Annotated in this window: 16 protein-coding genes and 1 pseudogene; 6 read left to right on the plus strand and 11 right to left on the minus strand. The window is 66.4% G+C overall.

The genetic code is table 11. The features are described 5' to 3' along the window. Positions 1-14: 14 nt before the first annotated feature. From ACP69S_RS12455 to ACP69S_RS12480, 6 genes and pseudogenes are all read right to left on the minus strand, one after another. Complete coding sequence (locus ACP69S_RS12455; RefSeq protein WP_425997785.1) at positions 15-1238, minus strand: pyridoxal-phosphate-dependent aminotransferase family protein; 1224 nt, start codon at positions 1236-1238, stop codon at positions 15-17. A 131-nt stretch (positions 1239-1369) separates the two neighbouring features. Next, positions 1370-2608: pseudogene (locus tag ACP69S_RS12460) on the minus strand (allantoate amidohydrolase); the annotation flags it as partial. A gap of 176 nt (positions 2609-2784) precedes the next feature. Then, positions 2785-3504, minus strand: a complete 720-nt coding sequence (locus ACP69S_RS12465; RefSeq protein ID WP_425997642.1) for an anti-sigma factor — start codon at positions 3502-3504, stop codon at positions 2785-2787. After that, positions 3501-4055 carry a sigma-70 family RNA polymerase sigma factor gene (locus ACP69S_RS12470; RefSeq protein ID WP_425997644.1) on the minus strand — a complete coding sequence of 185 codons (555 nt, stop codon included), beginning with the start codon at positions 4053-4055 and terminating at the stop codon, positions 3501-3503. The genes ACP69S_RS12465 and ACP69S_RS12470 overlap by 4 nt, the downstream gene beginning before the upstream one ends. 72 nt (positions 4056-4127) lie before the next feature. Beyond that, positions 4128-4529 carry a DUF2177 family protein gene (locus tag ACP69S_RS12475; RefSeq protein WP_425997646.1) on the minus strand — a complete coding sequence of 134 codons (402 nt, stop codon included), beginning with the start codon at positions 4527-4529 and terminating at the stop codon, positions 4128-4130. Position 4530: 1 nt separating this feature from the next. Further along, on the minus strand, positions 4531-5568 hold the full coding sequence (locus tag ACP69S_RS12480; protein WP_425997648.1) for an SAM-dependent methyltransferase: 1038 nt from the start codon (positions 5566-5568) through the stop codon (positions 4531-4533). 95 nt (positions 5569-5663) lie between these two features. Here ACP69S_RS12480 and ACP69S_RS12485 point away from each other — a divergent pair, with 95 nt between their 5' ends. Together ACP69S_RS12485 and ACP69S_RS12490 are read left to right on the plus strand one after the other, a co-directional pair. Then, the gene (locus tag ACP69S_RS12485; RefSeq protein ID WP_425997787.1) at positions 5664-7043 is read left to right on the plus strand and encodes an NAD(P)/FAD-dependent oxidoreductase; all 1380 of its coding nucleotides are present in this window, start codon (positions 5664-5666) and stop codon (positions 7041-7043) included. Next, complete coding sequence (locus tag ACP69S_RS12490) at positions 7040-7825, plus strand: DUF1365 domain-containing protein (protein WP_425997651.1); 786 nt, start codon at positions 7040-7042, stop codon at positions 7823-7825. The genes ACP69S_RS12485 and ACP69S_RS12490 overlap by 4 nt, the downstream gene beginning before the upstream one ends. A gap of 51 nt (positions 7826-7876) precedes the next feature. On the opposite strand, the gene ACP69S_RS12495 is transcribed toward ACP69S_RS12490, so the two are convergent. From ACP69S_RS12495 to trmFO, 3 genes are all read right to left on the minus strand, one after another. Beyond that, a complete protein-coding gene (locus tag ACP69S_RS12495) occupies positions 7877-10276 on the minus strand; it encodes a TonB-dependent receptor (RefSeq protein ID WP_425997653.1) in 2400 nt (799 codons plus the stop codon). Positions 10277-10576: 300 nt separating this feature from the next. Beyond that, positions 10577-11335: a TonB-dependent receptor plug domain-containing protein gene (locus tag ACP69S_RS12500; protein ID WP_425997655.1), complete on the minus strand. Its 759-nt coding sequence runs from the start codon at positions 11333-11335 to the stop codon at positions 10577-10579. A 215-nt stretch (positions 11336-11550) separates the two neighbouring features. After that, a complete protein-coding gene (gene trmFO / locus ACP69S_RS12505; RefSeq protein WP_425997657.1) occupies positions 11551-12957 on the minus strand; it encodes a methylenetetrahydrofolate--tRNA-(uracil(54)-C(5))-methyltransferase (FADH(2)-oxidizing) TrmFO in 1407 nt (468 codons plus the stop codon). A gap of 99 nt (positions 12958-13056) precedes the next feature. Between trmFO and ACP69S_RS12510 the strand changes: the two genes are divergently transcribed. The 3 genes from ACP69S_RS12510 (at position 13057) to ACP69S_RS12520 (ending at position 15814) form a co-directional block, all read left to right on the plus strand. After that, positions 13057-13995 (plus strand): hypothetical protein, encoded by a 939-nt coding sequence (locus ACP69S_RS12510; RefSeq protein WP_425997659.1) that lies wholly within the window; start codon positions 13057-13059, stop codon positions 13993-13995. 142 nt (positions 13996-14137) lie between these two features. Beyond that, on the plus strand, positions 14138-14938 hold the full coding sequence (locus tag ACP69S_RS12515; RefSeq protein ID WP_425997661.1) for a hypothetical protein: 801 nt from the start codon (positions 14138-14140) through the stop codon (positions 14936-14938). After that, on the plus strand, positions 14939-15814 hold the full coding sequence (locus ACP69S_RS12520) for a hypothetical protein (RefSeq protein WP_425997663.1): 876 nt from the start codon (positions 14939-14941) through the stop codon (positions 15812-15814). It abuts the gene before it with no gap. Here ACP69S_RS12520 and ACP69S_RS12525 read toward each other — a convergent pair. Continuing rightward, positions 15811-16425, minus strand: coding sequence for a glutathione S-transferase family protein (locus tag ACP69S_RS12525; protein ID WP_425997665.1), 615 nt, complete (start codon positions 16423-16425; stop codon positions 15811-15813). The genes ACP69S_RS12520 and ACP69S_RS12525 overlap by 4 nt on opposite strands. Before the next feature lie 175 nt (positions 16426-16600). Between ACP69S_RS12525 and ACP69S_RS12530 the strand changes: the two genes are divergently transcribed. After that, a complete protein-coding gene (locus ACP69S_RS12530; protein ID WP_425997667.1) occupies positions 16601-17518 on the plus strand; it encodes a hypothetical protein in 918 nt (305 codons plus the stop codon). A 177-nt stretch (positions 17519-17695) separates the two neighbouring features. On the opposite strand, the gene uvrA is transcribed toward ACP69S_RS12530, so the two are convergent. After that, positions 17696-20605, minus strand: coding sequence for an excinuclease ABC subunit UvrA (gene uvrA / locus ACP69S_RS12535; protein WP_425997668.1), 2910 nt, complete (start codon positions 20603-20605; stop codon positions 17696-17698). Between the last annotated feature and the right edge of the window lie 185 nt (positions 20606-20790).

Below are 20790 nucleotides of genomic sequence, written 5' to 3' on the forward strand. Positions count from 1 at the left end.
GAGTGCAGGGCCGCTCATCCGAACACCTTCGCCGCCGCATCCACTCCGGCCCCCGGCGTCGCGCCGTAGCCTTCCCACCGCAGCACCGCCTCCAGCGCCGCCAAGGTCGTGAGCACCGCATGCTTGCGCGCATTGACCCCCATCGCGCCGATCCGCCAGATCTTGCCGGTCAGCGGCCCGAAAGCCGCGCCGATCTCGATCTCGAACTCGGTGCGCATCCGCGCCCTCACCCGGTCGCCATCGATGCCATCCGGGATCCAGATGCCGGTGACGTTGGTCATCTTGTGGGCCTTGTCGCCGTACACCCTGAGGCCCATCGCCTCGATCCCGGCGACGACGGCCGCGCCGGCCGCGGCGTGGCGGGCGAAGCGGGCCTCCAGGCCTTCCTCCAGCACCACACGGGCGCATTCTCGGGCGGCGTAGAGCATGCTGGCCGCTTCGGTGTGGTGGTTCAGGCGCTTGTCGGACCAGTAGTCCATGATCATCGCCAGGTCGAAATAGTTGGAGGCGATGCGGCGGCCATTGCCGTTGACGGCGCCTGCGGTGGCGATGCCGCGCTCGACATGCTTGCGGCCGGCGATGTGCTCGGCGGCGCGGTCAGAGATCGTGATGGGCGCTGAGCCGGAAGGGCCGCCCAGGCACTTCTGCAGACCGGCAGTGACGATATCGGCTTGCCAGGCGTCGACCGGCACGCTCATGCCGGCCAGGGTGGCGGTGGCGTCGACATAGAGCAGGGCGTCGTGGCGGCGGCAGATCTCGCCGATGGCTTCGATCGGCTGGGCCATGGTAGTGGAAGTGTCGCCATGCACGCAGGCCACGAGGCGCGGCTTCACGCGCTTGACCGCATCCTCGACGGTTTGCGGATCGATCACCTTGCCCCACGCGCCCTCGACCAGAGTGACCCTGGCGTCGCAGCGCTCGGCGATCTCGGACAGCAGCAGGCCGAAGCGCCCAGCGTTGAGGATCACCACGTCGTCGCCCGGCGCCAGCACCGAAACCAGCGCCGCCTCGATCCCGGCCCGCGAAGTGCCGTCGATAAGGAAGGTCCAGCGGTTCTGGGTCTGAAAGACCTGACGGTACAGCGCCATGGTCTCGTTCATGTAGCCGGTGAATTCCGGGTCGAACTGGCCCAGCAGCTGGACCGACATGGCCCGTAGTACGCGCGGGTGCACGTTGATCGGGCCGGGGCCCATCAGCAACCGGGGGGGGTGGTCGAGTTCGCCGAAGGTGGTGGTCATCTTGTCACTCAAGATTTGTCATCCCGGCCGGAGCGTAGCGCAGAGCCGGGACCGCCCCAGAGCGCAGGCGCTTCCTGCGGTCCCGGATCTTCGCGCTGCACGCTCGTCCGGGATGACAGGGGAAATTGGTTGGAGAGCTTTTCCACGAAACCCATCATCGCCCTCGCCGCCAGGGCGCAGTCGGCTTCGGTGACGGACTCGGCCGGGTTGTGGCTGATCCCGCCTTCGCAGCGAATGAACAGCATGGCTGTCGGGCAGAGATCGGCCATCACCATCGCGTCGTGGCCGGCGCCGCTAGGGAGGCGGCGTGGCGGGATGCCGAGGTCGGCAATAGCCTCATTCAGCAAGTCGGTGAGTGCAGGATCGCACGGGCTTTCGTCCAGCGCCTGCATCAGGGTGACCGTCGCCGTCAGCCCGCGGCGCTCGGCGATGGTGTGGATCTCGGCCGTGATCGCCTCCATCGCCCTGTCGCGCGTGGCCGAGGTCTCGGCGCGGATGTCCATGGAGAACTCGACAGCGCCAGGAATGACGTTGAACGCGCCGGGCACGGCGGTCATCCGTCCGACGGTGCCGACCAGGTTGTCGGTCCCGACCTGACAGATGCGCTCCAGGGCCAGCATGCCTTCGGCGGCGGCAGGGCCGGGGTCCTTGCGCAGGTTCATCGGCGTGGTGCCCGCGTGACCGGCCATGCCGACGATCCGCACCATCAACCGCTTCTGAGCGGCGATGGCGGTGACAACGCCCAGAGCCAGGCCCTCGGCCTCCAGCACCGGGCCTTGCTCGATATGGGCTTCGAGAAAAGCCAGAGCCTCGCCGGGCTGACGGCGGGCATCTGTGATTTTCGTCGGATCCAGCCCGAAGGCAGTGAAGGCTTCGGCCAGGCTGGTCCCGTCGCTATCGCGCATGTCGAGCACGGCGGTGGGGTCCAGTGTCCCGGCGATGGCGCGGCTGCAGCTCATCGAGGCAGCGAAGCGCGAGCCTTCCTCGTCGCCAAAGGCGATGACTTCGATGGCGAAGGGCAGGCGGCGGCCGGCGTCGCGCAAGGCTTCGACCACGTCGATTCCCAGCATGATCCCCAGCGGACCGTCATAGCGCCCACCATTGCGGACGCTGTCGATATGCGAGCCGATCAGCAGGGCCGGAGCGCCCAGCGTTTTGCCCTCATAGCGCCCCACCAGACTGCCGGCGGCGTCGCGGCGGACGGTCATGCCGGCCGAAATTATCCACAGGGCCAGGGTGTCGAGCGAGGCGTCATGGGCGGGGGTCAGGAACCGGCGCGTCAGTTGGCCCTCGACCTCGCTATAGGGCGGGACGCCCAGCAGGTCGCAGCGAGCCTTGGCCCTCGCGCCGATCGTGAATTCCCCCGTCACCCGTCCTGGCCTCGTCCGCAGCTAGGCTTGTCGTGACACTCTTGGTAGCGCAGGTATGGCTTGCCCGCGCGGCCCAAAGTCAGCAGCGACCTCAACCACGTGCCAATGCCCCGACAGGCGCCAGACCTTGCGGTTGGCGCCTGCAGACAAGTCATAAACCACTTACTTAGCGGCGGCTACGCCTTGGCGAACTTGCCCGCCGCGCGGACCGAGCCGGTCGGATCGCCGGATGGCGAGCCGCCCAGGGGTTCGTCGGTGACGGCCAAGGTGGCGGTGTAGGTTCCGACGCCTCTCAGGCCTGCGGGTACGACGATGCGGGCGGGCGCGTCCTGCGGGATCACGCCCAGGGAGATCGGCTTCTGACCCTCAGGAATGATCCACAGTTCGGCGTCGCGCTGGCTCGGCATCTTCATCGACACTGGCGTCAGGATCAGCTGGTTTGTCGCGTGGTCGAGGGTGGCGACCAGCGCGGTCTGGCTGGTGGTTGGGTCGTTGATCAGCGCCACCTCGGCGGCGGCCGGCGTCGGCGTCGGGGCGACGGCCGGAACCGGCGGCGCGCGCGGCGTCATAACCAGGGCGGCGACACTGGCGGCGGCCAAGGCCACAGCGCCCACCGAGACGCCGCGCCATACGCGGGTATTGTTCCACAGCGAAGGCTTGGTTGCCTCGCCGATCAGATTGGCGATGCGGGGCCATAGGCCGGCCGAGGGCTCGACACCCTTGATGTCGGCGGCCAGCGGGGTGAGATGGTTCTCCCACCACTGCACGGCGCGGGCAAAGCCCGGTTCGGCGGCGATGCGGGCCTGGACTTGGACGCGCTCGGCAGCGTCGAGGACGCCTAGAACATATTCGCCGGCCAGGGGACGTTCTTCTTCGGGGGCGGTGATGTCGGTCATGCTTCGAGACACGCGCGAAGGCTGAGCAGACTGCGCCGGATCCAGCTTTTCATGGTGCCCAGCGGTACGCCGATCATCTGGGCCAGGGCGTCATAGGTCACGCCTTCGAAGAAGGCGGTGCGCACCGCGCCGGCGTGCTTGGGGTCCAACTGGTCCAAGCAGTCATTGAGGCGCAGACGGTCCTCGTCGGTCTCGATTGCGCTGGAGGCGAGAGGCGAGGCGTCGGGGACGGCCTCGGCCTCCTCGACCCCGGCCATCACGCGGCCGCCGCGCGAGCGCAGCTTGTCGATGGACCGGTTGCGGGCCATGGCGACCAGCCAGGTGATCGGACTGGCCTTCTCCGGATCGAACCGGTCGGCCTTGTTCCAGACGTTGAGATATACATCCTGAAGCACATCCTCCGCCTCCTCGCGGTCATTCAAGATACGGAGGCAGACGCCAAACAGTTTCGCCGAGGTTTGGCGATACACGTATTTCAGCGCGTCGGAATCACGGTTGGCCACGCGCGCTATGGCGCGCGAAAGCAAGGCGCGGCTGGTATCGGCGTCCATAGATCAGTCGTCCCCGCGGTGCATTGTCGCACGACGGTGGCATGGCATAGGCAAGCGCGCAATCGGTGTTGGTCAGCGAGCCGCGCGCATGACCAGGAACCCGACCGAAGCGGCGGCGGTCGTGACGAACGTCCCCCAGGCCAGGTCGATCAGGGTGATGGTGGTGGACCACACCTTCAGCGTCGCCTGATTGGTCAGATCATAGGTCGCATAGGCGCAGAAGCCGAACACGGCGGCGTGGACCAGCAGGCGCTTCCAGCTGTTGGCGTCCGCCGCTGGCAGGATCGCCAGCACGAAGACGCCGGTCAGGTAGATCAGATAGAAGGCCACGGCCGGCGCGATCTGGACCGTGTCGGCCATGATCTCGCCGATGCGCGGCCGGTAAAGGCGCGAGGCTGTCAGGGTCAGCCAGATCATGTCCAGCACCAGAAAGGCCGCGCCGGTGGCGAGGTATCCGTAGATGTAGCGCTTCATCTCAATGTCCCTGGGCGACCGGCCGCATCCGATAGTGGCTTACGCCCCATTCCTCGCCGCCGCGGTGGCCGAACAGGCCCGAGGTCGCCAGGAAGAACAGGCGCCACCGGCGGCGCCAGACGGCGGCGTGCTGGCCATAAACCCGCTCCAGCACCGGATCGATCCGGGCGCGGTTGGCGTCGAAGTTCTCAAGCCACTGCTCGGCGGTGCGAGCATAGTGAGCGCCGCTCCAGCGCCAGTCCTGTTCGACGGCGAAGAGATCGGGGAACTGACGGGGCAGGTCGTGGCTGGGCATGACGCCGCCGGTAAAGAAGTACTGGGCGATCCAGTCGGCCGGATCGTCGACGTCGAACCGGTAGGGTGCGTTCCGGTGCGTGAAGATGTGGATGAACAGCAGGCCTTCCGGTTTCAACCAGCTGTTCACCCGGGTCAGCAGGGCGCGCCAGTTGGACATGTGCTCGAACATCTCCACCGAGACCACGCGGTCAAAGCGCTGGTCGGCCTGGAAGTCGTTCATGTCGGCGGTGATTACCGTCAGGTTGGTCAGTCCCCGCGCGGCGGCGCGGGCTTCGATGAAGGCGCGCTGCGAGGCCGAGTTTGAGACCGAGGTAATCGATGAGGCCGGGAAGCGCTCGGCCATCCAGAGCGACAGCGAACCCCAGCCACAGCCCAGTTCCAGGACCGCCTGGCCGTCCTGCAGATCGGCGTGGAGTTCGGTCTCTCGCAGGGCGGCGGCCTCGCCATCGGCTAGGGTGCGAGCGCCGGCCGGATAGAGGCCGCTGGAATATTTCAGGTTCGGGCCCAGCACGACTTCGAAGAAATCCGCGGGCAGTTCGTAGTGCTGGGCGTTGGCCGCGTCGGTGTGGGCGGCGATTGGATGCTCGCCCATGGTCCGCGCAAAGGCCGCGCTGGCGTCGGCGGGCGCTCCAGCCAGTCGGCGGCGCGCGTCACCGACCAGGAAATGGATCGCGGCCCGTGAGACCACGTCCGGCATGGGCGTATCCTCGAAGGCGTGGATGGCGGCCTTTACCAGGCTCATGCGGGTTCCTTGCGCGGGATTAAACTAGTGTAGGTACGTGACTGCGCCTGCGCCGGATGCGCGCGCGTCTAAATCTTAGCGTGCTCCGTAGCTGGATGGCAGCGTCGCAGGGACGCCTCCAAGGAAAACTTCAATTGTCCGCGTCTCACTCGACCCCGCGCCTGAAGATCGCCGTCGTCGGCTCCGGAATTTCGGGGCTCTCAGCTGCCTGGCTGCTATCCAAGCGCCATGACGTCACCCTCTATGAGGCCGACGACCGGCTGGGCGGCCACGCCAATACGGTGGAGGTCGAGGGTGTGCCAGTCGACACAGGCTTCATCGTCTATAACGAGCCCAACTATCCCAACCTGACGGCGCTGTTTGCTCACCTGAACGTGCCGACTGTCGACAGCGACATGTCGTTTGGCGTCTCGTTGGACAATGGCGCGCTGGAGTACAGCAGCAACAACCTGCTGGCCCAGAAGCGCAACGCCTTGAACCCGCGCTTCCTGAAGATGCTTCTGGACGTCACACGCTTCTACAAGGCCGGTACGCGCGATGTGCTGGAGCTGGAAAAGGGCGGTCTCTGCCGTCTCGACGACTATCTGCGCCAGCAAGGTTTTGGCCGGGCGTTCGCCGAGGATCATCTGCTGCCGCAGGCCGCCGCCATCTGGTCGGCCTCGATGCGCGACATCCGCGAGTTTCCGGCCGCCGCCCTGCTGCGGTTCTTTGACAACCACGGCCTGATGCTGCCCATCGACAAGCGTCCGACCTGGCGCACGGTGGCGGGCGGCAGCCGGGCCTATGTCTCGCGACTTGCGGCCGATTTCGACGGCGAGATCCTGCTGCGCCGCCCGGTGCAGCACCTGGTGCGAACGTCCGACGGGGTGACCGTCGAGGACCTGACGGGCCAGCGCCAGCGGTTCGACCAAGTGGTGATCGGCGCCCATGCCGACCAGGCCTTGCGCATGCTGCTGCTGCCAACGGCTGAGGAAACCGAGGTGCTGGGCGCCTTCCGCTACAGTCGCAACCGCGCCGTCCTGCACCGCGATCCCGGCCTGATGCCGCGCCGCAAGGCCGCCTGGGCCAGCTGGAACCACGTAGGCCGTCGCGCCAGCGGCGGCGAAGGCGGGGTGACCTACTGGATGAACAAGCTGCAGCCTCTAGACAGCGCCGATCCGTTTTTCCTGTCGCTCAACCCCGAACGCACGCCCAAGGCCAATGAGGTCCTGTGCGACCAAGTTTATGAGCATCCCCTGTTTGACGGTCCGGCCATGCTGGCCCAGCGCAAGCTGTGGTCGCTGCAGGGGTGCGACAGGGTTTGGTTCTGCGGCGCCTATTTCGGCTCGGGCTTCCACGAAGACGGATTGCAGGCGGGCCTCGCAGTGGCCGAACAGCTGGGCGGCGGAAAACGGCCTTGGCTCACCCCCAACCCATCAGGCCGGATCTTCGTCGATGAGACAAAAGCCGATTCGATGCGCGAGCTGGTGGCGTGACCCAGGTCTCGGCGATCTATGTCGGCGAAGTCGCGCATGAACGTGTGCGACCCCGGCGCCATCGCTTGCGCTATCGCGTCTTCATGCTCCTGCTGGACCTCGACGAGCTGGAGGCGCTGGATCGGCGGCTGAAGCGGTTCTCGCTTGGTCGGATCAATCTGCTGTCCTTCCACGAACAGGATCACGGGGCCGCCGAGGGCCAAAGCCTCAAGAGCAGTGTGCTGGCCAAGCTGACCGCCCAGGGAATCGACCTGCCGGACGCCCGGATCTCACTGCTCTGCATGCCGCGCGTACTGGGTCACGGCTTCAATCCGCTCAGCGTCTATTTCTGCCATGACGGCGAGGGACGCCTGGTGGCCATCGTGCACGCGGTCCGCAACACCTTCGGGCAGCGTCATGACTATGTCCTGCCGGCGCGCCGCCAACAGGGCGGATGGGTGCGCCAGGCTAGCACCAAGGTCTTCCACGTCTCGCCGTTCATGCCTATGGACCTGCGCTACGTCTTCGAGATCGCGCCACCCGGCCAGGCTGTGCATGTAGGGATCGACGTGCTCGACGCCGGGGGGCTCATGCTGTCGACCAGCTTCGTCGGTCGCCGCGTCGAGATGACTGACAAGGCGCTGACCCGCGCGGTGCTGGGCCATCCCCTGCAGGTTCTTGGCGTACTGGCCGGCATCCACTGGGAGGCGCTGAAGATGGTGCTGAAGGGCTTTGGCCTGTTCGGTCCGCCGTCTCCGTCCTGCATCTCGACCTTGCCGCAAGAAAAAGGCGGCGCCGGATAACCGGCGCCGCCCTGAGTTTCAATCTTTGGGGAGGAAGAAAGCCTTGAAAGTCTAGTAGGTCATCCGGAAGCCGACGAAGAACTGGCGGCCCGGGGCAGCGTACTGCGTGACGACGGGGTCGTCGGCATAGCCGAAGCGGTTGCTGGTTTCCTTGGTCAGGTTCAGGGCCTCGACGCTGAGCGACATGTTCTTGTTGAACTTGTAGCTGAACGAGGCGTCGACATTGGTCGTGGACTGGCTGCCCAGGAAGTCGTTGACCAACGGCGAGTCGCAGAAGCCGGGGTTACAGCTGCCCGAAGCGATCGGGTACTGGGTGTAGTACTCCGAGCGATAGGCGGTCGAGACGCGGGCGGTCCACTTCTCGGTGTCGTAATAGACCGTGAAATTGAACGAGTCCGGCGAGGCGCCCGTGAACGGACCCGGAGCCACCGACTGGGCGCGGCCCGGGGTGGTAACGACGCCGGCAGCGTTCTTCACCTCCAGCTGGCCCGGATCGATGATGTATTGCAGCTCGGATTCCAGGTGGGTGTAGTTGGCCTGGACGCCCAGCTTGTCGAGGAAGCCCGGCAGGAAGGTCAGGTTCTGCTGGTAACCGATCTCGAAGCCGCGGATGTAACCGCCCGGCGCATCGCGGAACTGGCGGATGTCGAACGACTGGCTGTTGATATAGGCGGTCACGGCGGCGATCTGGGCGGGGGTGCCCGTGCCGGTGGCGCCGCTGATCAAGTCGTTGATCGAGGCCTGGTCCAGAATGCTGCTCAGCGTACCCGAATTGACCACGGTCTGCGGGAAGCTGCTGACGTCCTTGTCGAACACCGCCACCGAGATCAGCGAACCCGACGAGAAGTACCATTCCAGGCTCAGGTCGAGGTTGATGGCGCGGAAGGGCTCCAGCTTTGGATTGCCGACTGTGATCGTACCGCCTGTGGTGGCGCCGGCGCCGTTGGGGGCGGTGAAGGCGGTGATGCTGGGCGCCAGGTTGCCCAGCAGCGGACGGGCCATGACCTTGGCCGCGCCGAAGCGCAGCAGCATGTTGTCGGCCACCTCGTACGAGGCGTTCAGCGAGGGCAACAGGTCGGTATATTTGTTTTCGCCGTAGATCGGACGTGAGGTGTTGGTCAGGCCGTTCGACTCGACTTCGGTGATCGCATAGCGCGTGCCGAGGTTGCCGCGCAGTTCGCGGTCGAACAGCGTCGTGCGGTAGTCGAACTGCACGAAGGCGCCGGTGTCGACCTCATCCACGCCGAAGGTGTTGGCTGGGTTGGACAGACGCGACGTGCGCCAGTCGCCCCACTTGTTGATGCAGTTGCAGTTGAAGTCGAACAGGGCGCCGAACTTGTCCAGGTCGGGCGCCAGGAAGGCGGTGGTGGTGCCGGCCGGAACGTCCAGTCCATTGCCCCAGCTGATCAGACGGCTGGTGGCCGCCACCGAACTATTGGCTTCCTTCAGCGACGGGATCAGGGTCTCGCCGTTCGAGCCGCCGGCCCGGCCTTCGCGGGTGGTGTAGAAGCTGTACTTGCGACGCGAGAAGCCGAACTTCACGGTCAGGTCGTCATCGACGTCGTACGAGAAGTCGACCCGGCCGCCTTCGTAGCGGTTGTCGGCGACGGTGCGGTAGATCCGCAGCGACGAGTAGCCCTTTACCAGGTCCCAGTTGCCCGGGTTGGTGGCGTCGAAGCCGAAATTAACCATCGGCATCGCGCCGTCGCCGCGCTCGTCATAGGTGAAGTAGTCGTTGCCGGCCGTGCCGTTGCCGCTGTCCAGCTTCAGGTAATCGGCCAGCAGGCCGGTGCCCTTGTTGTATGAGCGCGACTGGCCGTAGATCGCCGTCATCTTCAGGCGGTCGCTGAACTCGTGCTCGAGGTTCAGTGAGCCCTGCTGGAAGAAGGTCACATAATACTGCTGGTCGGCGGCCGAACGCATGTCGACATTGCCCAGCTTCAGATAGGCAGCGTTGGCGCCGGACTCGCTGAGGGCGGCGTCAACCAGCTTGGCGCTGGGGCGGCCGATGAACTTGTCGCGCATCGCCAGGCCGTCGGCGCTGGCCGCGTAACCCACCGACAGCGGGTTGTTGTAGTACTCGAAGGGGTCAAGGTTGTTGGGGTTGAAGCTGTAGGTATAGCCCGCGACCGGGGTCGTGGCGTTCAGCGACTGTCCACAGTCGACCGCCTGCACGATGGCGCTGCCGGCGTTGAAGTTACAGCCATTGTACAGGGCGCGCTTGTAGGCGTCCGTGCTGGTGGCGGCCGTGGAGCCGGCGGTGTTGTAGTTGGCGGTGGTGTTGTTGCGGTTCAGGCCAACGGCGCTGATCTGGTAGTTGGTCGAGTTGTTGTAGAAACGCGAATAGACGCCGTCGAAAGTGACCTTGGTGCGGTCGGTCGGCTGCCACTGCAGCGAGCCGGTGATGCCCAGGCGCTCCTGCTCCAGCTCTTGCTGGTTGATGGTCGGCAAGGCGGGGATGCGGACCAGCGAGCCGGGCGCAGTGGTGGTGGTGACCCCGTTGCCGCGGGTCAGGGTCGAGCCGATGGGATTGTTGACCAGAGCATAGGCCGTCGGGTTTTAACCCGTCAGGGCCGAGCACAACGCGGCGTTGGTGATGTTGACGCCCGGAACAACCGAGCCATTGCACGACGCACCGGTCGGGGCGGCGAAGCCCTGGCGCTGCATGATGCTCGTGCCATTGGTGGTCAGGGTGGTGCCGGCGAAGGTGGCGCCGCGATAGGCGTAGTCCGACTGGCCGGCCTGACGACCTTAGCTGTCGATGGTGCTGTTGCGCTCGTTATAGGCCACCGAGAACAGGGCGCCGAACTGGCCCCACTTGGTGTCCCAACGGTCAGAGATCAGGGCGGCGATGCGCGGATTGTGGCTCCCGCCGGATTCGTAATAGGCGTCCTGCACCGACAGGGCGATGCGGCGGTTCTTAAAGTCCAGCGGCCGGCCGGTGATCAGATCGACCGTGGCGCCCAGCGAGCCTTCGTCGGTCTCGGCCGAGGCGGTCTTCTGGACGCGCAGCGAGCTGAACAGCTCCGAGGCGAAGACGCTGAAGTCGAAGCCGCGCGTGCGGTTACCGCTGGTGCCGGAATCGTTGGAACCGGCGGTCGACAGGGCTTCCAGGCCGTTCAGGCGAACGCGGGTGAAGTCGGCGCCCAGGCCGCGAACGGTGATGGTGCGGCCTTCGCCGTTGTCGCGGTCGATCGAGACGCCGGGCAGGCGCTGCAGGGACTCGGCGAGGTTGGCGTCGGGGAAGTCGGCGATGTCTTCTGCATTGATGGCGTCGACCATCACGTTCGAGGAGCGCTTGAGGTTCAGGGCGCTTTGCAGCGCGGCGCGATAGCCGGTGACGACGGTGGCTTCGACTTCTTCCGGTTCGGCGGCCGACGCGGCCGGCGCGGCGGCGGTCTGGGCGAAGGCGGTCGAGCCGATGGCCAGGGCTGAGGCGATGACTAGCGCGCCGATGGACGCTTGGCCGAGAAGCGCGCGGACGCGCTGATGTGCGGATTGATCCTGCATAGTTCCCTCCCGAAAGTTCGCGATAGGCGAGACTCTTTTGGGTCGGTCACGCCTCAGATTAGTGGTGATAGCGCTAACGGTTACCGGTGTCATTGGCAACAGAAACCGGTGTCATTTCGGATTCTCATCGATCTGGCTCATGGACCCAGACGCATTCAGGACACAGGCGTGAGCGTGGCGCCCGTGTCCGCGAATGGCGCCCGCAGGGCCCTGGATCAGCCGTGCAGCCAAGCCTCAAGGTCAGCTAGGGCGCGCAGGCTCATCAGCCGCTTCTTGGCCCGGCCGCGTTCCTTGAGCGGGATTTTCACGCCGTCGTCGCCCATCTTCGGCGTCTCCATCGGCGGCAGCAGGCCGTAGTTGATGTTCATCGGCTGGAACGAGGTCTTGCCAGCCTCCGCGTCGCCGGCGATGTGGCCGCCGGTAACGTGATCGACCAGGGCGCCCAAGGCGGTGGTGGCGGGTGGCGCCTCCAGCGTCTTGCCCAGGCGTTCGGCGGCGGCGAAGCGGCCGGCGAGCAGGCCCGTGGCGGCGCTTTCGACATAGCCCTCGACGCCCGTCATCTGGCCGGCAAAGCGCAGGCGCGGCTCGACCTTCATGCGCAGGCTGCGATCCAGCAGGCGCGGGCTGTTGATGAAGGTGTTGCGGTGCAGGCCGCCCAGGCGGGCGAACTGGGCGCCCTTCAGCCCCGGGATCATCCGGAAGACGTCGGCCTGGGCGCCATGCTTCAGCTTGGTCTGGAAGCCGACCATGTTCCACAACGTGCCCAGGGCATTATCCTGGCGCAGCTGGACGATGGCGTAGGACTTGACCAGCGGGTCGCGCGGATTGGTCAAGCCGACGGGCTTCATCGGGCCGTGGCGCAGGGTCTCGCGGCCGCGCTCGGCCATCACCTCGATCGGCAGGCAACCATCGAAATAGGGAACGTGCTCCCACTCCTTGAACTCGGCCTTTGGGCCGTCGAGCAGGGCGTCGATGAAGGCCTCGTACTCGGCCTTGTTCATGGGCAGGTTGATATAGGCGGCCGCGTCGCCGCCGGGGCCTTCCTTGTCGTAGCGCGACTGGCGCCAGGCGAGGTCCATGTCGATGGACTCGACGTGGATGATCGGAGCGATGGCGTCGAAGAAGCTCAGCTGACCTTCGCCCGACAGTTCCAGGATCGCGTCGGCCAGGGCAGGCGAGGTGAGGGGGCCGGTGGCGACGACCACGCTGTCCCAATCCTTTGGCGGCAGGCCTGCCACCTCTTCGCGCTGGATCGTGACCAGCGGGTGGGCTTCCAGGCGACGCGTGACCTCGGCCGAAAAGCCGTCACGATCGACGGCGAGGGCGCCGCCGGCGGGCACCTGATGCTGGTCGGCGGCCGACATGATCAGCGAGTCCAACCTGCGCATCTCTGCGTGCAGCAGGCCGACGGCGTTGAACTGCCAGTCGTCCGAGCGGAATGAGTTGGAGCAGACCATCTCGGCCAGGCCGTCGGTATGGTGCGCATCCGTTCCACGGACAGGGCGCATCTCGTGCAGCACGACGGGCACGCCGGCGCTGGCGATCTGCCAGGCGGCTTCGGAACCGGCGAGGCCGCCGCCAATGACGTGAACCGGGGCGAGAGGGGAGGTCTGGGTGCTCATGGGCGCCCTCATACCCCCGGCTGTCGCCGAGCGAAACCTGAGTGTAGGCTGGCGGGAATTCCGGCGCCTTTCGCGCGCGGCAAGCATGGGGGGAAGCTGATGGCCAAGATCTCGGTGACGGGTTCGGCGTTCGCGGGCTTTGGCGTGATCGCGCGCCATCCGGGGGCAGTCCTGACCTGGGGTGTGGCGATGCTGGTCCTGTCGGTGGCGCCAGTGCTGGCGCTCATCGCGTTCATGGGGCCGGAGATCCTGAAGACCATGGCGGCTGTGATGCAGCACAGGGACGGACCCGTCGATCAGGAGGCCATGCGCCAGCTGATGCAGATGCAATCGGGCATGATGCTGGTGCAGATCGGCGGCTGGCTGTGGAGCACCTTCATCAAGGGGCTGATCTGCTCGGCGGTGTTCCGCGCCGTGCTGGAGCCGGACCAGTCGCGCGGCGCCTTCCTGCGCCTGGGGGCCCAGGAACTGTGGCTCACCCTGCTGTTCCTGGTGGCGAGCGTGCTGGGCTATATCGTCGTCGTCATCGCCTCTATCGGGGTGATGATTCCGGCCTTCATTGTCGGACTGGCGAGTGGATCGCAGGGCCAGGGCACACTGTCGGGTGTCCTCACCGGGTTCGGGCTGGCGCTGATCGCTATGGCCGTGCTGATCTGGCTGGGGCTTCGCCTGTCGCTGGCCGCGCCCATGACCTTCGCCGACCGCCAGTTTCGCCTGTTCGAGTCGTGGTCGCTGACGCGGGGCTCGGCCTGGCGGCTGCTGGGCGTGGCGCTGCTAAGCCTGCTGATGGTGTTTGCTATCGAGCTGGTCGTGGCGGGCGTGGTGCTGGGCGCGGTGTTCGCGGCCGGCGGCCCGCCGGTCTGGCTGAACGATCCCATGGCGATCCAGGCGTTCTTCGCCCGGCCGCCCCTCGATCTGCTGCGGATGCTGTGGCCGTGGCTGGCGGTGGTGGGCGTGGCTTGGACCTTGCTCGGCGCCGGCCTGGTCACCCTGTTCTGCGCGCCCTGGGCCGCGGCCTACAGGGATCTGACCCGGTAGCAGGGACGCGGGACGCGGCGCCGGCGCCACGTCCGGCCTAAATTCGTCCCCGGACAGGCGCGATGCGTCGCAACCCGGCGCGACGCATCGTAAAGAGGCCAGCCCGCGCGACTCGCGCGAGCAGGTTCAAGAGGGGCGTGCGATGACGGATGGATCGGTCGCGATCGGGGCGACCGTTCGGGCGGGGGTCTCGGGCCTTGGTCCGTCGGTCCGCGCCTGCTGGGCCGCCCTGCTGGCAGCCGTCGTGCTCAGCATCCTGACCCGGGCCCTGCCGCCGGCCTTGGGCGGTCTGGCCTTGCTGGCTGAAATCGCCGCCATCGCCCTCGTCTGCGGAGCGCTCTATCGCCGCGCCTTTGGCAAGCCCGCGGGGCTGGCCGGCCTGCGCTGGGGCCCGGACGAGTGGCGGCTGCTGGGCGTGCAGGCCTTGATCGCGGTCTTTTTGTTCGTGGTAGCCGCGGTGCTGATCCTGGTGGTCGGGGCCATCGCCCTGGGCGTGGCGCGGGCCAATGCGCCCGGTTTCGATGCAACCTCGTCCCAGGCGTGGAAGGATGCGCTGGCCGGCTCGGGTCCGGGCGCCATCGTGGCCGGGGCCTCGCCGCTGCTGGGTCTGGCTGTGCTGATCTGGCTGGCCGTGCGCCTGTCGCTGGCGGGGGCGGCTTCGGTGGACCAGTCGGGCGTGCGGGTGTTGAGCGCCTTTCCGCTGACGCGCGGCGTCACCCTGCAGGTTCTGGCCGCCTGCACGCTGCTGGCTGCGCCGGTCGTGGCGCTGGTGGCGCTCTCCAGTCTGGTCGGCCGCTGGGCAGGCCCGGGCTTCGACGGGGCGCTGGCGGCGCTGGGCGCGATCTTTGGCTATGTCTATCTGGCGCCGGTCTGGACCGGCGCGCTCGTTCACGTCTATCGACGCCGCCATGGCCCCGCCGCGTTGCCCTCTCAGGAAGTCTAGATGACCGCGCTTTCGCCCGTCGACGCCGCCCTCGAAGGCCTGCGGACCATGCGCCGGCATCCCGCCGTGGTGCTGGCCTGGGCCGCGTTCTCGCTGGTGATGCTGCCGCTGCTGGGCCTGCTGGCCAAGATCGTGCTCAGCGAGCAGGACCGCATGAACCTGGCGCTGCGCCAGTCGTCGGCCGACCCGCGCGAGATCCTCGACTTCGTCTCGCGCCTGGGCGGGGTGATGGTGCTGCTGATCATGCTGGCCCTGGTGCTGGGTGCCATTTTGTCGGGGGCGATCATGCGCTCGGTTCTGCACCCAGACGAAAAGCGGTTCGCCTATCTGCGTCTGGGTCGCGAGGAGTTGCGCCTGCTGGGGGTGTCGCTGATCACCTGGGCCGCGGCGCTGATGGTGACGATCATTCCCGGCGGCGTTCTGGCCCTCGGAACAGCGCTGCTGGCCGGCACGCCGGCCGCCGGCTGGTTCACCTTCCTCGGCGGCCTGACCGTGCTCGGCCTGTCCACTTGGGTAGCCGTGCGGCTGTCGCTGCTGGCTCCGCACGCCTTCCTGAGCGGACACATCGACCCGCGCGCGGCCTGGCTGGTCACCCACGGCCAGTTCTGGCGGTTGCTGGGCATGATCGCGATGGTCATCGTGATGTGCGTGATCGTCTCGATCCTGGGCGCCACCCTGTCCAGCATCGTCGGCGCGGTGCTCGCCGGGGGCCTCGAGGACCCCATCGCGGGCGGCGCGGCGACCAGCCATCCGCGGCTGATCCTGGCGCTGCTGGCCAACCTGCTGCTGGCCCCTGTGTTCCTCACCCTGCAGGCGGTGATCGTCACCTCCGCCCCCGCCGCCGCCTTGCGGCAGCTGACGGCGGATCCGGCTTAAGCCGCCGCGCTGGGCCGCGATCCGACCCGCTGGCGCCAGGCTGTCAGGTGCGGGGCGTCGGCGGGCGTTTCCAGGCCGATGAAGCTGGCGAAGTCGAGGGTGGTCTGGGCGACGATGTCGGCGATGGAATAGGTCTCGCCGGCGATAAATGCGCGACCGTCCGCCAGTTCGCGATCCAGCCATTTCAGCGTCCGGGTGACGATCTCGCGGTTGGATTCGCCGAACTCGTTGTTCTGCTTGAGCAAGGATGCGGTCAGCGGATGGGCGTGACGCCAGAACATGCCGACCGGGATCAGCAGCTGGAACTCCATGCGCCGCACCCACATGTCGATCTGGGCCTGTTCCAGCGGCGTGGTCCCGAACATCGGCGGGTCGGGATGCAGCGCCTCCAGATAGCGGCAGATCGCGACGCTCTCGCTGATCATCGTGCCATCGTCGAGTTCCAGGGTCGGAACCTGCCCCAGGCTGTTGCGCGCCTTGTGCTCGGGCGATTTGTGGCCGCCCTGGCGCATGCCGACGCGGATTTCCGGCAGGTCGACACCCTTTTCGGCCAGGAAGATGCGGACACGGCGCGGATTGGGCGCGGGGTTGGCTTCGCCATAGAGCTTCATCAGGACCTCCCGGATCAGCGACGCTGACGGACGCTTTCAAACAGATGTTAGAGTTCGCGAGGCGCACCCGGCAAGCAGCATTCGCCTGACGGTCGATTTCGGCGTCCGCGCCCTGTCGAAACGCCGCGAACCTTGTTAGGCGTAGCGCTCTCTCCGTTCCGTCCCCGAGGGCCGCATGTCCAAGTTCTCCGCCTCCGACGCCGCCTTCGTCGGCTTCCGGCTCGTGCGGGAGCATCCCCGGACCGTGGCGGTGTGGGCCGTGCTGATGACGGTGCTGTCGTTGATCTCCAGCACCATCACCATCAAGCTGGCGGGTCCGCAACTGACCGAGTTCATGGCGATCAGCGCCGACAAGGACGCGTCTCCCGAAACGATGCTGGCGGTCATGGGCGGGCTGGCGCCGCTGATGGGTGTGTCGTTGATCTACAGCCTGGCGCTCTATTCGGTGATACTGGCTGCGGTGAACCGCATGGTCCTGCAACCGGGCGATAACCGTTCGGCCTATCTGCGCTTTGGCCCAGACGAGGTGCGACAGGCCGGGGCGCTGATCCTGGTGAACCTGATCCTGCTGGCGGTCTATTTCGCGGCCATCCTGGTGTCGGCCATCCTGTTGGGGATCGGCATCGCGGCCGGCGGCGGGGCCATAGCGGGTCTGGCGGGCCTGATAGGCTTCGTCGGCGTCGCCTGCCTGATGATCTATTTCGCGGTGCGGCTATCCTTCGCCTCGACCATGACCTTCGATACCGGTCGGATCGCCATCAAGAGCTCGTGGACGATGACCAAGGGCCATGTCGGCGCGATGCTGGGGGCCTATGTGCTGGCGACGGTGATGGCGGTGATCGTTTATCTGCTTGTGATGACCATCGTGGCGGCTGTGGGCGTGATCGCCTCGGGTGGCATCACTGGTCTCGGCGGCCTGTTCGAGCCGGACATGACCTCGCTGGAAACCTTCTTCACCCCCATCGGAGTGGCCCGGGCGGTATTTGCGGGCGTGATCTCGGTGCTGACCTCGCTGATCGTCTTCTCGCCCGCCCCGGAAATTTACCGGATCCTGAAGGCGGGCGGGGCGGCGCCGGTCGAGACCGGCGTCTGACACCCTCTCCGCTCTCCCCGGCGAAAGCCGGGGCCCAGGTCGAACCCAGGGCGTGTGTCATTCTGGCTCTGCGCTAAGGCGCGTTATCCTCAGACGCTCAGGTTGAATCTGGACCCCGGCCTTCGCCGGGGAGAGCGGGTTTTTAGTGATTGCTTCAGCCACCACCTATCACCGCAGCTAAGCCCGCTTGGCCTTCTTCAGCTCCGCAACCCGCGCCTTGCGGCGGTCCTCGTGGCGAGCCAGCACATCCTTCAGATAGCGCCCCGTCCACGAGGCCTCGACCTTGGCCACGTCCTGGGGCGAGCCCACGGCGACGATTTCGCCGCCGCCGTCGCCGCCTTCGGGGCCGAAGTCCAGCAGCCAGTCGGCGGTCTTCACGACGTCGAGATTATGCTCGATGACGACCACGGTATTGCCCTGATCGACTAGCTCGTGGAGCACTTCCAGCAGCTTCTTGGTGTCCTCGAAATGCAGGCCGGTGGTCGGCTCGTCGAGGATATAGAGCGTTCGGCCTGTGGCGCGCTTTGAGAGCTCCTTGGACAGCTTCACGCGTTGCGCTTCGCCACCCGACAGCGTCGTGGCCGGCTGGCCGACCTTGATATAGGTCAGGCCCACGCGCTTCAGCGTCTCCATCTTGTCGCGGATTGGCGGCACTGCCTTGAAGAAGTCGGCGGCCTCCTCGACGGTCATCTCGAGGACCTCGGCGATGGTCTTGCCCTTGAACAGGATGTCGAGGGTCTCGCGGTTGTAGCGCTTGCCCTTGCAGACGTCGCAAGTGACGTAGACATCGGGCAGGAAGTGCATCTCGATCTTGATCAGGCCATCGCCTTGGCAGGCCTCGCAGCGCCCGCCCTTGACGTTGAAGCTGAAGCGGCCGGGGCCGTAACCGCGCGCCTTGCTCTCCGGCAGCTGGGCGAACCAGTCGCGGATCGGGCCAAAGGCGCCCGTATAGGTGGCCGGGTTCGAGCGCGGGGTGCGGCCGATCGGGCTCTGGTCGATGTCGATGACCTTGTCGAAGTTCTCCAGGCCCTCGATGCGCTCGTGATGGGCCGGGGCGTCGGACGCATTGTTCAGGCGACGGGCGGCGGCCTTGTAGAGGGTTTCAATGGTGAAGGTCGACTTGCCGCCACCGGACACACCGGTGATGCAGGTGAAGGCGCCGACCGGGATCGACCCGGTGACGCCCTTCAGATTGTTGCCGGTAGCGCCGACGACCGTCAGCATCTTCTTCTTGTTGATCGGCCGGCGCTCTTCGGGGACCTCGATCTCGCGGACGCCGGTCAGATACTGGCCGGTGATGCTGTTGGGATTTGCCATGATATCGGCCGGCTTGCCCTCGGCGACGATCTCGCCGCCGTGCACGCCCGCGGCCGGACCCATGTCGATCACATAGTCGGCGGTGAGAATGGCTTCCTCGTCATGCTCGACGACCAGCACCGAATTGCCAAGATCGCGCAGGCCCTGCAGCGAGGTCAGCAGGCGGGTATTGTCGCGCTGGTGCAGGCCGATCGACGGCTCGTCCAGCACGTAGAGAACCCCCGTCAGGCCCGAGCCGATCTGGCTGGCCAGGCGAATGCGCTGGCTCTCGCCGCCCGACAGGGTACCCGAGCCGCGCGAGAGGTTGAGGTAGTCCAGACCCACATCGACCAGGAATCGCAGGCGGTCGTTGATCTCCTTCAGGATCCGCCGGGCGATCTCCATCTGCTTGTCGGAGAGGCTGGTCTCCAGCGCCGTGAACCAGTCGCGGGCCGGGCGGATGGCCAGCATCGAGACGGCCGAGATATCCATGCCGGCGATCTTCACCGCCAGGGCCTCGGGCTTCAGGCGCTTGCCATGGCAGACCTCGCAGGGGGTGTCGGACTGGTAGCGGCCCAGTTCCTCGCGAACCCAGCTGCTATCGGTTTCGCGCCAGCGGCGTTCGAGGTTGGGCAGCACGCCCTCGAAGGGCTTGGCGACCTCGTACTTCCGGGCGTTGTCGTCATAGACGAACTTGATCTTCTCGCCCTTCGACCCGAACAGCACGATGTCGCGGGCGCTGTCGGCCAGCTTGTGCCAGGGCTCGTCCATCGAGAAGCCGTAGTGGCGGGCCAGGGCCTGCAGGGTCTGGGTATAGAGCGGCGAGGGACCCTTGGCCCAGGGCGCGACGGCGCCCTTGTGCAGGCTCTTGTCCTTGTCGGGGATCACCATGTCGGCGTCGAAGGCCAGCTTCGCGCCCAGGCCGTCGCAGGCCGGACAGGCGCCCGCCGGATTGTTGAACGAGAACAGCCGCGGCTCGATCTCGGCAATGGTGAAGCCACTGACCGGGCAGGCGAAGCGTTCCGAGAACAGCAGCCGCTTGGGCTCATTCTCGCCCTCGTCGATCGTCGCCCATTCGGCCACGGCCAGACCGTCGGCCAAGCGCAGGGCCTGTTCGATGGAGTCGGCCAGCCGCTGCTCCATGTCGGGCTTGGTGACGATGCGGTCCACGACCACGTCGATGTCGTGCTTGAACTTCTTGTCGAGGGCCGGGGCGTCCTCGATGGGGTAGTATTCGCCGTCGATCTTCAGCCGCTGGAAGCCGGCCTTCTGCCACTCGGCGATCTCCTTCTTGTACTCGCCCTTGCGGTCGCGAACGACGGGGGCCAGCAGGTAGAGACGCGTGCCTTCGGGCAGGACGGTGATCTTGTCGACCATCTGGCTGACGGTCTGGCTCTCGATGGGCAGGCCAGTGGCGGGCGAATAGGGAATGCCGACCCGCGCCCACAGCAGGCGCATATAGTCGTGGATCTCGGTGACCGTGCCGACGGTCGAGCGCGGATTGCGCGAGGTGGTCTTCTGCTCGATGGAGATGGCCGGCGACAGACCCTCGATCAGGTCGACGTCCGGCTTGCTCATCAGCTCCAGGAACTGGCGCGCATAGGCCGACAGCGACTCCACATAGCGGCGCTGGCCTTCGGCATAGATCGTGTCGAACGCCAGCGAGCTCTTGCCCGAGCCCGACAGGCCGGTGAGCACCACCAGTTCGCCGCGCGGGATATCGACGCTGACGTTCTTCAGATTGTGCTCGCGGGCGCCGCGAACGCGGATGAAGTTCAGTTGTTCGGCCATGTTTTCCGGAACGCAGAGAGCCGCCAGGAGGGTGCAGCGCGGCGGCTATATGTAGGGCTCGACGCGGGAATTAACACAAGAACAGGATGCGAACAAATGTCGCGGCGTGAAAGCGCCGTCATCTGCTGACAGTAGATGTCAGCAGATGACGCGCGGTCTTAGTTTCCGACCCTTAACCGCCTTTG

The organism is Caulobacter sp. DWR1-3-2b1 (assembly GCF_049895765.1).
Classification (GTDB): Bacteria; Pseudomonadota; Alphaproteobacteria; order Caulobacterales; family Caulobacteraceae; genus Caulobacter.